This window comes from Nocardioides sp. TRM66260-LWL, assembly GCF_020075545.1.
Taxonomy (GTDB): domain Bacteria; phylum Actinomycetota; class Actinomycetes; order Propionibacteriales; family Nocardioidaceae; genus Nocardioides.
On record NZ_JAIQZK010000002.1, the window covers coordinates 137437 to 150085 of the forward strand.

General features: G+C 72.2%; 9 protein-coding genes and 1 tRNA gene. 4 read left to right on the forward strand and 6 right to left on the reverse strand.

From position 1 onward, the window contains the following. Nucleotides 1–26: 26 nt before the first annotated feature. On the reverse strand, nucleotides 27–1418 hold the full coding sequence (gene lysA, locus K8Z61_RS07155) for a diaminopimelate decarboxylase (protein WP_224127943.1): 1392 nt from the start codon (nucleotides 1416–1418) through the stop codon (nucleotides 27–29). A gap of 13 nt (nucleotides 1419–1431) precedes the next feature. Continuing rightward, complete coding sequence (gene argS / locus K8Z61_RS07160; RefSeq protein WP_224127945.1) at nucleotides 1432–3105, reverse strand: arginine--tRNA ligase; 1674 nt, start codon at nucleotides 3103–3105, stop codon at nucleotides 1432–1434. 136 nt (nucleotides 3106–3241) lie between these two features. Here argS and K8Z61_RS07165 point away from each other — a divergent pair. The 3 genes from K8Z61_RS07165 (at nucleotide 3242) to K8Z61_RS07175 (ending at nucleotide 7607) form a co-directional block, all read left to right on the forward strand. Then, nucleotides 3242–3314, forward strand: a tRNA-Arg gene (locus K8Z61_RS07165). A 229-nt stretch (nucleotides 3315–3543) separates the two neighbouring features. Beyond that, nucleotides 3544–7326 carry a multifunctional oxoglutarate decarboxylase/oxoglutarate dehydrogenase thiamine pyrophosphate-binding subunit/dihydrolipoyllysine-residue succinyltransferase subunit gene (locus K8Z61_RS07170; protein ID WP_224127947.1) on the forward strand — a complete coding sequence of 1261 codons (3783 nt, stop codon included), beginning with the start codon at nucleotides 3544–3546 and terminating at the stop codon, nucleotides 7324–7326. A 104-nt stretch (nucleotides 7327–7430) separates the two neighbouring features. Next, nucleotides 7431–7607, forward strand: coding sequence for a DUF6104 family protein (locus K8Z61_RS07175; protein ID WP_224127949.1), 177 nt, complete (start codon nucleotides 7431–7433; stop codon nucleotides 7605–7607). Nucleotides 7608–7637: 30 nt separating this feature from the next. Here K8Z61_RS07175 and K8Z61_RS07180 read toward each other — a convergent pair whose 3' ends face one another. The 3 genes from K8Z61_RS07180 to K8Z61_RS07190 all read right to left on the reverse strand — a co-directional run bounded on the left by K8Z61_RS07180 (nucleotide 7638) and on the right by K8Z61_RS07190 (nucleotide 10296). After that, nucleotides 7638–7871 carry a hypothetical protein gene (locus tag K8Z61_RS07180; RefSeq protein ID WP_224127951.1) on the reverse strand — a complete coding sequence of 78 codons (234 nt, stop codon included), beginning with the start codon at nucleotides 7869–7871 and terminating at the stop codon, nucleotides 7638–7640. A 171-nt stretch (nucleotides 7872–8042) separates the two neighbouring features. Next, entirely contained in the window at nucleotides 8043–9158 is a 1116-nt protein-coding gene (locus tag K8Z61_RS07185) for an acyl-CoA desaturase (protein ID WP_224127952.1), read from the reverse strand. A gap of 58 nt (nucleotides 9159–9216) precedes the next feature. After that, nucleotides 9217–10296 carry a ferredoxin reductase gene (locus K8Z61_RS07190; RefSeq protein ID WP_224127954.1) on the reverse strand — a complete coding sequence of 360 codons (1080 nt, stop codon included), beginning with the start codon at nucleotides 10294–10296 and terminating at the stop codon, nucleotides 9217–9219. 172 nt (nucleotides 10297–10468) lie between these two features. Between K8Z61_RS07190 and K8Z61_RS07195 the strand changes: the two genes are divergently transcribed. Next, nucleotides 10469–11152 carry a TetR family transcriptional regulator gene (locus K8Z61_RS07195; protein ID WP_224127956.1) on the forward strand — a complete coding sequence of 228 codons (684 nt, stop codon included), beginning with the start codon at nucleotides 10469–10471 and terminating at the stop codon, nucleotides 11150–11152. Between the two features lie 2 nt (nucleotides 11153–11154). Here K8Z61_RS07195 and K8Z61_RS07200 read toward each other — a convergent pair whose 3' ends face one another. After that, nucleotides 11155–12597 (reverse strand): DHA2 family efflux MFS transporter permease subunit, encoded by a 1443-nt coding sequence (locus tag K8Z61_RS07200; protein WP_224127958.1) that lies wholly within the window; start codon nucleotides 12595–12597, stop codon nucleotides 11155–11157. Nucleotides 12598–12649: the final 52 nt, after the last annotated feature.

Below are 12649 nucleotides of genomic sequence, written 5' to 3' on the forward strand. Positions count from 1 at the left end.
CGAGAACCCGGACGCCCGATCGCCGCTCACCCCAGGTCGGTGGCGAGCAGGTCGTCCTCGGTCTCGCGGCGCACGATCACCCGGGCCTCGCCGTCGCGCACGGCGACGACGGGCGGGCGCAGCGCGTGGTTGTAGTTCGACGCCATCGACCGGCAGTACGCGCCGGTGGCCGGCACCGCGACGAGGTCGCCGGGGGCGACGTCGCCGGGGAGGAACTCGTCGCGCACGATGATGTCGCCGGCCTCGCAGTGCTTGCCGACGACGCGGGCGAGCACGGGGGCCGCGGTCGAGCCGCGCGAGGCGAGCGTGCAGGAGTAGTCGGCGTCGTAGAGCGCGGTGCGGATGTTGTCGCTCATCCCGCCGTCGACGCTGACGTAGGTGCGCGTCGCGCCGCCGTCGAGGCGGACCTGCTTGACCGTGCCGACCTCGTAGACCGTGCACATCGACGGGCCGACGATCGCGCGACCCGGCTCGATCGAGAGGTGCGGGACGGCGATGCCCAGCGCCCGGCACTCGTGCTCGACGATGCCGGTGAGGCCCGCGGCCAGGTGCGCGGGGTCGGCGGGCTCGTCCTGGCTGGTGTAGGCGATGCCGAAGCCGCCCCCGAGGTCGATCTCGGGCAGGACGGCCCCGAGCTCCTCGCCGATGCGCGCGTGCAGGCCGAGCACCCGCCGGGCGGCGACCTCGAAGCCGGCGGTGACGAAGATCTGGCTGCCGATGTGGGAGTGCAGGCCGCGCAGGTCGAGCCCCGGCGTGGCGAGCACGCGGCGGGCCGCCTCGAAGGCGTCGCCCGCGGCGATCGAGAAGCCGAACTTCTGGTCCTCGTGCGCCGTGGCGATGTACTCGTGCGTGTGGGCCTCGACGCCGGCCGTGACGCGGATCATCACCCGGGCGGTCCGCCCGCTCTCGGCGGCGATGGCGGCGAGCCGCTCGATCTCGACGAAGGAGTCGACGACGATCCGGCCGACGCCGAGGCGTACCGCGCGCTCGAGCTCGGCGGCGGTCTTGTTGTTGCCGTGCAGGCCGACCCGCTCCATCGGGAATCCGGCACGCTCGGCCACCGTGAGCTCGCCGGCCGAGCAGACGTCGAGGAAGAGGCCCTCCTCGGCGATCCAGCGGGCCACCGCCACGCTCAGGAACGCCTTGGAGGCGTAGTAGACGTCGTAGCCGGCGAAGCCGTCGCGGAACGCCCGCGCGCGGGCGCGCAGGTCGTCCTCGTCGAGCACGTAGGCCGGGGAGCCGTGGGCGGCCACGAGCTCGGGCAGCGGCACGCCGCCGACCTGCAGCACGCCGTCGACCTTGCGCGCGGTGCGCGACCACAGCCGCGGCATGAGCGCGTCGACGTCGTCGGGCTCGCGCAGCCAGGCGGGGCCGCGCAGGGCGCCGGGCGCGTGGGCCCAGCCGGCCTCGTGGGTCATCGGGGGCCTCCGCTCACATGCGCTCGGGCGCCGTGACGCCGAGCAGGTCGAGGCCGTTGGCCAGCACGGTGCGGGTGGCGTGGGCGAGCAGCAGGCGCGCCTCGTTGGCCGGCGTCACGGGCTCGTCGCCCTGCGGGAGCATCCGGCACTCCTTGGTGTCGTACCACTTGTTGAACACCGACGCGGTGCTCTCGAGGTAGCGCGCGACGCGGTGCGGCTCCCGCAGCTCGGCGGCCGCGGCGACCACGCGCGGGAGCTCGGCCAGCGCGCGCAGCAGCTCGCCGTCGCGCTCGTGGTCGAGCAGCGTGGGGTCGAAGGCGTCGCCCTCCGGCGGCCGCATGCCCAGCTGCTCGGCGTTGGCGATCATCCGGCAGGTGCGCGCGTGGGCGTACTGCACGTAGTAGACGGGGTTGTCGGAGGACGCCTTCGTGATCTCGGCGACGTCGAGGGTGAGCGGCGAGTCCGCGGGGTAGCGCGCCAGGGAGTACCGCAGCGCGTCGACGCCGATCTCGTCGGCGAGCTCCTCGAGCGTGACGATCGTGCCGGCCCGCTTGGAGAGCTTGAGCTCCTGCCCCCCGCTGAGGATCTTGACCAGCTGGCCGATCATCACGTCGAGCGTGACGTCGGGGTCGTCGCCGACGCACGCGGCCATCGCGCGCAGGCGTCCGACGTAGCCGTGGTGGTCGGCGCCGAGCAGGTAGACGCAGTGGTCGAAGCCGCGGGAGCGCTTGTCGAGGTAGTAGGCGGTGTCGGAGGCGAAGTAGGTGAGCTCGCCGTCGGACTTGATCAGCACGCGGTCCTTGTCGTCGCCGAAGGTGGTGGTGCGCATCCACAGCGCGCCGCCGTCCTCGTAGACGTGGCCGAGGTCCTTGAGCCGGGCGAGGGTGTCGGGCACCGAGCCCGACTCGTGCAGCGCGAGCTCGGAGGACCACACGTCGAAGTGCGTGTGGAAGCGCTCGAGCTGCTCCTGCTGCTGGCGCAGCTGGATGGCGTAGCCGGCGGCGCGGACGGCGACCCGCCGCTCGTCGGCGGGCAGCTCGAAGACGCCGGGGTGGGCCTCGCCGACGGCCCGGGCGAGGTCGTCGATGTAGCCGCCCTGGTAGCCGTCCGCGGGAGCGGGCTCGCCGAGGGCCGAGGCGATGATCGAGTCGGCGAAGTGGTTCATCTGGACGCCGCGGTCGTTGATGTAGAACTCCCGGGTGACCTCGGCGCCGGCCGCCGCCAGCACGCGGCCCAGCGCGTCCCCGAGCACCGCCCAGCGCGTGTGCCCCAGGTGCAGCGGACCCGTGGGGTTCGCGGAGATGAACTCCACGTTGATCGACTGCCCGGCCAGGGCCGCGCCCCGGCCGTAGGCCGCTCCGGCCGCGACGACGTCGGCCGCCACCCGGCCCTGCGCGCCGGCCTCGACCGTGACGTTGAGGAAGCCCGGACCGGCGATCTCGACCGCAGCCACGCCGTCGGACGCCTCGAGGCCGACCTTGATCAGCTCGGCGAGCGCGCGGGGGTTGGTGCCGGCCCGCTTGGCCAGCTGCAGGGCGACGTTGGTCGCGTAGTCGCCGTGCCCCTTCTGCCGGGGTCGCTCCACCGTGACGCTCGTCGGGACGCCGTCGGGCAGCGCGAGCTCGCCCCGCTCGGAGAGCGCGGTCAGGACCTGGACGATCGCGGCGGAGAGCTGCTCGGGATTCACCCCGCGAGGGTATCGGCGCCGACCGCGGGGAGCCGAACCGGTTTGCCCGTCCGGACGGCCCCCGTCGACGCCTCCGGACGCCCGCGCGGTCCGATTCGTCGGCCCGCGGGCCGCAGGGTAGGGTCCTCCTCCGTCGGCCCTCGTAGCTCAGGGGATAGAGCACTGGTTTCCGGTACCAGGTGTCGCAGGTTCGAATCCTGCCGAGGGCGCTCTCCACTCCCACCGGGTCCGCTCGTCGCAGCGGCCCGCACTCCCCCGTCACACCCGCTGCCGCGCCGGCCCGGGCCTTCCGGCGCCGGCCCGCTCCGCGGACGCCCGTGTGCGTTTGCCGACACCCGGGTGAAACTCCACCCCGGGCCCCGCGCGCTCCTCCCGGTGGGACTAGCCTTGAGGCCGCTCATCCACACCCAGCGCGCATCGGAAGAGGCGAAGCAAGTCGTGCCGCAAACCCCTGGCCATCAGTCACCCACCACGACGACGGACACCGCCGCCGACTTCGGAGCCAACGAGTGGCTCGTCGAGGAGATGTTCGACCGCTTCTCGGCCGACCCCGGCAGCGTCGACCCCGCGTGGGCGGCGTACTTCCGCGACCACGGCGCGCCCGGCGGTCCGAGCGCGCCGGCGCCGTCCAACGGCGCCCACGGCTCCTCCCCCAGCGGCTCGAACGGCGTGAGCACGCCGGCCCCCGCAGCGTCGGCGCCCGCCCCCGCCGCTGCCCCGACCGCCGCCGCTCCCGCGAAGGCCGCCGCGCCCGCGACCCCGGCGCCGGCCCCCGTCGCCAAGCCGCGCCCGGAGGCCAAGGCCGCCGAGCCGTCCAAGGGCACCACCTCGCCGATCCCCAAGGACTCCCAGCCCGCCGCGCCGAGCCCGGCCAGCGACGAGCCCGCTCTCACCGTCCTGCGCGGCGCCGCGGCGCGCACCGCGCAGAACATGGACGTCTCCCTCACGGTCCCGACCGCGACCTCGGTGCGCAGCGTCCCCGTGAAGCTGCTGTGGGACAACCGCATCGTCATCAACAGCCACCTCGCCCGCGCGCGCGGCGGCAAGGTCTCCTTCACCCACATCATCGGCTACGCGCTGGTGCAGGCCGTGAAGTCGATGCCGGAGATGAACGTCGGGTTCGACGTCGTCGACGGCAAGCCCAACCTGATCACGCCGGCCCACATCAACCTCGGCCTCGCGATCGACCTGCAGAAGCCCGACGGCTCGCGCCAGCTGCTCGTCCCGTCGATCAAGGGCTGCGAGACGATGGACTTCGCCGCCTTCTGGACCGCCTACGAGGACGTCGTCACCAAGGCCCGCGACAACAAGCTGGCCGTCACCGACTTCCAGGGCACCACGATCTCGCTCACCAACCCGGGCGGCATCGGCACCAACCACTCGGTGCCCCGGCTGATGAAGGGCCAGGGCGCGATCATCGGCGTCGGCGCCATGGAGTACCCGCCGGAGTGGCAGGGCGCGTCCGAGGACGCCATCGCGCGCAGCGCGATCAGCAAGGTCATGACGCTGACCTCCACGTACGACCACCGGGTCATCCAGGGCGCGCAGTCCGGCGAGTTCCTCAAGCGCGTGCACCAGCTCCTGCTCGGCGCCGACGATTTCTACGACCAGATCTTCCGCTCGCTGCGCATCCCCTACGAGCCGATCCGCTGGGCCACCGACATCGCGACGTCGCACGACGACGAGATCTCCAAGCAGGCCCGCATCCTCGAGCTCATCCACGCCTACCGCGTGCGCGGCCACCTGATGGCCGACACCGACCCGCTGGAGTACCGCCAGCGCACCCACCCCGACCTGCAGGTCGAGACGCACGGCCTGACGCTGTGGGACCTCGACCGCGAGTTCGCCACCGGCTCGTTCGGCGGCGAGGGCCGGCGGTTCATGAAGCTGCGCCACATCCTCGGCATCCTGCGCGACTCCTACTGCCGCACCACCGGCATCGAGTACATGCACATCATGGATCCCGAGCAGCGCCGCTGGATCCAGGAGCGCGTCGAGCGCCCGCACAGCAAGCCCCCGCGCGAGGAGCAGCTGCGGATCCTGCTGAAGCTCAACCAGGCCGAGGCGTTCGAGACCTTCCTGCAGACCAAGTTCGTCGGCCAGAAGCGCTTCAGCCTCGAGGGCGGCGAGACCACCATCCCGGTGCTCGACGAGATCTGCGAGGCCGCGGCCGAGTCGGGCCTCGACGAGGTCGCGATCGGCATGGCCCACCGCGGCCGGCTGAACGTCCTGGCCAACATCGTCGGCAAGCGCTACTCCCAGATCTTCCGGGAGTTCGAGGGCAACATCGACCCGCGCACGGTCCAGGGCTCCGGCGACGTCAAGTACCACCTCGGCGCCGAGGGCGAGTTCACCAGCGGCAAGGGCGAGCACGTCAAGGTGTCCGTCGCCGCGAACCCCTCGCACCTCGAGGCCGTCGACCCCGTGCTCGAGGGCATCGCTCGGGCCAAGCAGGACGTCCTGAACCGCGGCGCCGACTTCCCGGTGCTCCCCGTGCTGGTGCACGGCGACGCCGCCTTCGCCGGCCAGGGCGTGGTCGCCGAGACGCTCAACCTCTCCCAGCTGCGCGGCTACCGCACCGGCGGCACGATCCACGTGGTCGTCAACAACCAGGTCGGGTTCACCACCTCGCCCGGGTCCTCGCGCTCCTCGCTGTACTGCACCGACGTCGCTCGCATGGTCCAGGCGCCGATCTTCCACGTCAACGGCGACGACCCCGAGGCGTGCATCCGGGTGGCCCGGCTCGCCTTCGAGTACCGCCAGGCGTTCCACAAGGACGTCGTCATCGACCTCGTCTGCTACCGCCGTCGCGGTCACAACGAGGGCGACGACCCGAGCTACACCCAGCCGCTGATGTACGACCTGATCGAGCAGAAGCGCTCGGTGCGCAAGCTCTACACCGAGTCGCTCATCGGTCGTGGCGACATCACGATCGAGGAGGCCGAGCAGGTCCTCCGCGACTACCAGCAGCAGCTGGAGCGGGTGTTCACCGAGGTGCGCGAGGCCACCAGCCAGCCCTCGGACTGGACCACCGTGCCCGACTACCCCGAGAAGCCCGCCGGCGACGCCGTCACCGCGGTCTCCCCCGAGGTGCTCAAGCGCATCGCGGACGCCTACGTCACCCCGCCCGAGGGCTTCACGGTGCACCCGAAGGTCATGCCGCAGCTGCAGCGTCGGGCCACCGCGATCACCGAGGGCCCGATCGACTGGGGCACCGGCGAGATCCTGGCCTTCGGCTCGCTGCTGATGGAGGGCCGCCCGGTGCGCCTGGCCGGCCAGGACTCCCGCCGCGGCACCTTCGTGCAGCGGTTCGCGACCATCATCGACCGCACCAACGCCGACGAGTGGACGCCGCTGTCGAACCTCACCGAGGACCAGGCCCGCTTCCACGTCTACGACTCGCTGCTCTCGGAGTACGCCGCGCTCGGGTTCGAGTACGGCTACTCGGTGGCGCGTCCCGAGGCGCTGGTGCTGTGGGAGGCCCAGTTCGGCGACTTCGTCAACGGCGCGCAGACCGTCATCGACGAGTTCATCAGCTCGGGCAAGACCAAGTGGCGCCAGGACTCCGGCGTCGTGCTGCTGCTGCCGCACGGCTACGAGGGCCAGGGCCCCGACCACTCCTCGGCCCGCATCGAGCGCTTCCTGACGATGGCCGCCGACGAGGCGTTCGTCGTCGCGCAGCCCTCGACCCCGGCGTCGTACTTCCACCTGCTGCGCCAGCACTCGCTGGGCGCCGCCCACCGTCCGCTGATCGTCTTCACGCCGAAGTCGATGCTCAAGCGCAAGGAGGCGGCCTCGCAGCCGGCGGAGTTCACGCGGGGCTCCTTCCGCCCGTTCGTCGGCGACGCGTCGGCCGACCCCGAGAAGGTCACCACGCTGCTGATCTGCTCGGGCCGGGTCACGTGGGACCTCATGGTCGACCGCGCCAAGCGGGAGAACGGCGAGCAGTTCGCGATCTCCCGCGTCGAGCAGCTCTACCCGCGGCCGATCGACGACATCCGCGCCGAGATCGCGCGCTACCCGCACCTGAAGGAGGTGCGCTGGGTCCAGGACGAGCCGATCAACATGGGCCCGTGGCCGCACTACGCGCTGAACGTCTGGCCGGAGCTCGACGTCACCGTGGCGCCCGTCGCGCGGGCCGCGTCGTCCTCGCCCTCGGTCGGCACCGTCAAGCGGCACACCGCCGAGCAGAAGGACCTGCTCGACCGCGCCTTCGCCTGACGGCCCGGCCACCCGCTCCGTCCCGACGGCGGTCGTCCCCGACAGGGGCGGCCGCCGTCGGCGGTTCACCACTCCCCCGTCGATCCACTGCCCTGGAGGCGACCGTGTACTTCACCGACCGCGGCATCGAGGAGCTCGTCCGCCGGCGCGGCGACGAGGAGGTGTCGATGGCCTGGCTCGCCGAGCAGCTGCAGGCCTTCGTCGACACCCATCCCGAGCTCGAGACCGCCGTCGAGCGGCTGGCGACCTGGCTGGCGCGCCTGGACGACCCCGAGGACTGACCAGCGAGGGTCGCGGGCCGGGCGGACGGCTCAGTCGAGCTCGGCGGCCTCGGCCTCGCCGTGGTCGGCGGCCGCGCGGCGGGCGGTCTCGCGGATCTCGAAGACCTCGGTGGCCAGGCCGCCGATGGCCGAGGCGACGTCCCGCACGGCGTTGGTGAGGATGCCGCTGACCTGGCCGACCGTCGTGGCGGTGGCCTCGACCGTGCTCTGCACGGCGTCCTTGGCGATCTCGGCCTTGCTCAGGTGGTCCTTGCCCGCGCTCATGGCGACCAGTGTCGCCTGCCCGCTCACGGGCGGTCCAGGCGTCTCGGGGTGGGGAGCGTCACCGGGCCGATCGCTTCTGCCCGTCCCGTGGACCGTGACGGACGACGGACGGACGACGGACGCCGTCCCTCCCCGCAGGGAGGGACGGCGTCCGGTGTCGAGGAGCGCGGCTCAGGCCGCGGCGGTGGCGGAGGACGCCACCGGGGCGTCGGCGACCGGGGCGCCGGTCGGGCGCTGCTTGGTCGGGAACGCGAGGCGGACGATCTTCTTGGCCACGCTGCCGAGCTGGCGGGAGAGCGAGCCGGTGTTGTAGTCCAGGCCGTACTTCTCGCAGATCGCCTGCACCTCCTGGGCGATCTCCGGGTAGCGCCGGGCGGGCACGTCCGGGAACAGGTGGTGCTCGATCTGGTGCGACAGGTTGCCGGTCATGACGTGGAACAGCTTCCCGCCGGTGATGTTGGCCGAGCCGAGCAGCTGACGGTAGTACCAGTGGCCGCGGGTCTCGTTCTCGCACTCCTCCTGGGAGAAGGTGGCGACGCCGGCCGGGAAGTGGCCGCAGAAGATGATGTTGAACGCCCAGACGTTGCGCACCAGGTTGGCCACGGCGTTGCCGGCCAGGGTCATCGGGAACAGGGGGCCGGTGAGCGCCGGGAAGAGCAGGTAGTCCTTGAGGGCCTGCCGCTTGACCTTGCGCATGATGCCGGCGTGCATCGCCTTGTTCTCCTCGATGCGCCGCTTGCCCGCGACGATGTTCTCGACCTCGAGGTCGTGCATCGCCACGCCCCACTCGAAGAACACCATCAGCAGGAACGCGTACAGCGGGTTGCCGAGGTAGTAGGGGTGCCACTTCTGGTCCTCGTCCATCCGCAGGATGCCGTAGCCGAGGTCGCGGTCCTTGCCGAGGATGTTCGTGTACGTGTGGTGGATGAAGTTGTGGCTGTTCTTCCACTGCTCCGAGGGGCACACGTTGTCCCACTCGTACATGCGCGAGTTCAGACCGGGGTCGCCCATCCAGTCGTACTGGCCGTGCATGACGTTGTGGCCGATCTCCATGTTGTCGAGGATCTTCGACACCGAGAGGGCCGCGACGGCCAGCGGCCAGGCCGGGGGCAGGTAGAAGAGGGCACGTCCCGCGACCTCGAAGCCGCGCTGCGCCTTGACGACGTTGCGGATGTAGGTGGCGTCGGCCTCGCCCAGGTCGGCGAGCACGCGCTGCCGGATGGCGTCCATCTCGGCGCCGAACTCCTCGATCTGCTCGGGGGTCAGCGGGCGGGTGCTGGTGCTCATCGGTTTCTCCTCTGGTGTGGCTGGAGGTGGAGGTGTCGCTGGGGATCGGACGGAGGTCTCAGACGTCGACGACGCAGTCGCCGACCGGGGAGGACACGCAGACGCGGATGTCCTCGTCGGGCAGGGAGGAGGTCTCGCCGGTCAGCACGTTGCGGACCGTGCCCTCGCTCTTGCGCGCCGTGCACGAGAAGCAGATGCCCATGCGGCAGCCGAACTCGGGCGCGAGGCCGAGCGCCTCGGCCTGCTCGAGCAGGCTGGCACCGGTGTTCTCGCCCTGGACGCCGCTGCGGGAGAACACGACCTCGCCCTCGGCGGCGTCGCCCGTGGCGACGCGCGGCGGCTTGAACCACTCGATGCGCAGTTCGGGCGAGTCGCCGTAGGCGCCCTGCACGGCCTCGATCAGGGGAGCCGGGCCGCAGGCCCAGGTCGGCAGGTCCTGCCAGCCGGGCACGTGGCGCTCGAGCCAGGCCGGCGACAGCGCCGGGTCGCCGAGCTCCGGGTGCAGCAGGTGGACGTCGGTGCCGAAGCCGGAGCGGCAGATCTCGTCGAGCTCCTCGGCGAAGATCTGGTGCTCGGGGCTCTGGGCGTAGTGGATGAAGGTGATGCGGCCCCGATGGGTGCGGCGGTGCAGCGAGCGCATCATCGACATGACCGGGGTGATGCCCGAGCCGCCGGAGATGAACACGACGTGCTCCGGCACGCGGTCCGGCAGGACGAACTCGCCCAGGGCCTGGGACAGGTGCAGCACCGTGCCGACCTGCGCCTTCTCGACGAGCCACTTCGAGACCACGCCGTCGGGGTTCGCGCGCATCGTGATCTGGAAGCGGTCGCCCGGCCGGGAGTCGTTGCTGGAGATGGTGAAGACGCGGGTCGTGCGACGCGCGCCCTCGACCTCGACGCCGACCTGGACGTGCTGACCCGCACGGTGGCCGCGCCAGGTCGACGTCGGCTGCAGGGTCAGGGTCGCGACCGGCGGGTGGCCGGGGACGTCCACCTCGCGATGCACGTCGACGATGCGGGCCCGCACCTCCTCGGCCGCCCACATCGGGTTGACCAGCTCGAGGTAGCGGTCGACGCCGTGGGGCGAGGCGAGGGCCGCGACCGCCTTGGACCGCAGGAGTGCGCCGGCGATGCCCATGTCAAGCCTCCAGAATCAGTGAACGTCTGTACACCGAAACTATCCCGGAGTCGCCCACCGAGGGTCAAGGAGGCGCCCTGGTGAGGGTGGACACATGTGCACTGCACAGGCTAGTGGCCCACGCTGCGTCGCGCCGGCCGAGTGAGGCAGCACACGTGACTAGACTGCGCGCGTGACTGCGGCCGGCGATCCCTCCCCCGTGGCCGTCGGAGACGCCCCGCGCGTGGAGACCCGCGTGGAGCGCAAAGAGCGCACCCGCCGCGCCATCCTCGACGCCGCCCTCGACCTCTCCGGCGAGACCAGCCTGGTGGGCGTCTCGCTGCGGCAGGTGGCCAAGGAGGTCGGCATCGTCCCGACCGGCTTCTACCGGCACTTCGACTCCATCGAGTCCCTCGGGCTCGCGCTGGTCGACGAGTCCTTCGCCTCCCTGCGCGCGATGCTGCGCGACGTCCGTCAGATCGACCGGCAGGACCCCGAGAAGCCGTTCGCCTCGATCGTCGACCACTCCGTGCGGGTGCTCGCCGACCACGTGGAGCGCCAGCACCAGCACTTCCTGTTCATCGCCCGCGAGCGCGCGGCCGGGCCGCGGGCCGTGCGGGAGGCGATCCGGCACGAGATCGGTCTGTGCGAGCGCGAGCTCGCCGCCGACCTCGCGCTGCTGCCCGGCACCACGCGCTGGTCGAGCGAGGACTTCCGCAACATCTCCAACCTGATCGTCACCTCCATGGTCGCGACCGCCGAGGCGCTGATCGCGGCGGGCGACGACGTGGAGGCGCGTGAGCAGATCTGCGCGGCCGCACGCACCCAGCTGCGGATGGTCATCGTCGGCGCGCTGCACTGGCGCGCCAACGTCTGACCTCAGCCCTCCGTCGCCGACACCCGCGCAGGCAGCAGCGCCGCGAGCGCGACGACCAGCACCGCGGCGCCCGCGCCGGCCAGGAAGGCACAGCGCAGACCGCCCACGACCGCGTCGACGCCCGCGACCCCGTCGGCCATCAGGCCGCGCGTGCGGGCGTCGGCGATGACGACGACCGCCGCCGTGCCCACCGCGCCGGCCACCTGCTGCAGGGTGCCCAGGATCGAGCTGCCGTGCGAGTACAGGTGCGGCGGCAGGCTGCCCAGGCCGAGGGCGAAGACCGGCGTGAAGACGGCCGCGAGGCCGACCATCATCAGCACGTGCGCGCCGAGCAGCGCCGCGTACGGCGTGGTCGGCTCGATCCGGGCCAGCACGACGAGCGCGGCGAGGATCGCCACGGCCCCGGGCACGACGACCGGTCGGGAGCCGACCCGGTCGAAGACCTTGCCGACCTGCGGCCCGAGCAGGCCCATCGCGAGGCCGCCCGGCATCACCAGCAGGCCCGTGCGCAGCGGGCTGAGGCCGCGCACCTGCTGGAGGTAGACCGGCAGCAGGATCATCGCGCCGAGCATGGCCATGAAGCCGACGGCCATGACCAGCAGCGACAGCGTGTAGGTGCGGTGGGACAGGGCCCGCAGGTCCAGCAGCGGGGAGCCCGACCTCTGGAGCGACAGCTGCCGGACGACGAAGGCCGCGACGAGCAGCACGCCGAGACCGCCGCAGACCGCGGGGACCACCGCGCTCGCGCCGCCGATCTCGGAGAGGCCGTAGACGAGGGTCGCGAACCCGGCGGCGGCCAGGACGACGCTGGTCCAGTCGATCGCCGCCGGCTCACGCTCGCCGACGTCGACGAGCTGGCGCAGGCCCCCGATCGTCACCAGCGCCGCGACCGGCAGCACCGCGACGAAGATCAGCCGCCAGCCGCCGAACCCGAGGATCAGCCCGGAGACGGCGGGTCCGAGCGCCGGCGCGCAGGACATCGCGAGCGTCACGGTGCCCATCACCCGGCCACGGTCGGCCTCGGGCACGACCGTCATCAGGGTCGTCATCAGCAGCGGCATCATCACCGCGGTGCCGGCCGCCTGGACCACCCGCCCGAGCAGCAGCACCTCGAACAGCGGCGCGGCGGCGCAGACGGCCGTGCCCGCGCAGAACACCGTCATCGCCAGCGCGTACGCCTGCCGGGTCGTCACCTGCCGCAGGAACCAGCCGGTGACGGGGATGACCGCGGCCATCGTCAGCAGGAAGATCGTCGAGAGCCACTGGGCGGCCCGGAGGCTGACGTCGAAGTCCGCCGCGAGCCGCGGGATGGCGTTCACCATGATCGTCTCGTTGAGGATCACCACGAAGGTGGCGGCCACCAGGAGCACCACCACGAGCGGGGTGCGGCGGGCGGCCTGGGCGGCGGCCGCGCCCGGAGGGGCGGCGTCGAGCGGCGTCGTCATGGGGGTCCTTCCGCGGAGCCGGCGCGGGATCGCGTCCGGGGGCGCCGACCCT

Coding starts and splice junctions, on each gene's coding strand:
- K8Z61_RS07185 (WP_224127952.1), bottom strand. CDS start 9,158: ATGAGCACCAGCACCCGCCCGCTGACCCCCGAGCAGATCGAGGAGTTC.
- lysA (WP_224127943.1), bottom strand. CDS start 1,418: ATGACCCACGAGGCCGGCTGGGCCCACGCGCCCGGCGCCCTGCGCGGC.
- K8Z61_RS07200 (WP_224127958.1), bottom strand. CDS start 12,597: ATGACGACGCCGCTCGACGCCGCCCCTCCGGGCGCGGCCGCCGCCCAG.
- K8Z61_RS07190 (WP_224127954.1), bottom strand. CDS start 10,296: ATGGGCATCGCCGGCGCACTCCTGCGGTCCAAGGCGGTCGCGGCCCTC.
- K8Z61_RS07180 (WP_224127951.1), bottom strand. CDS start 7,871: ATGAGCGCGGGCAAGGACCACCTGAGCAAGGCCGAGATCGCCAAGGAC.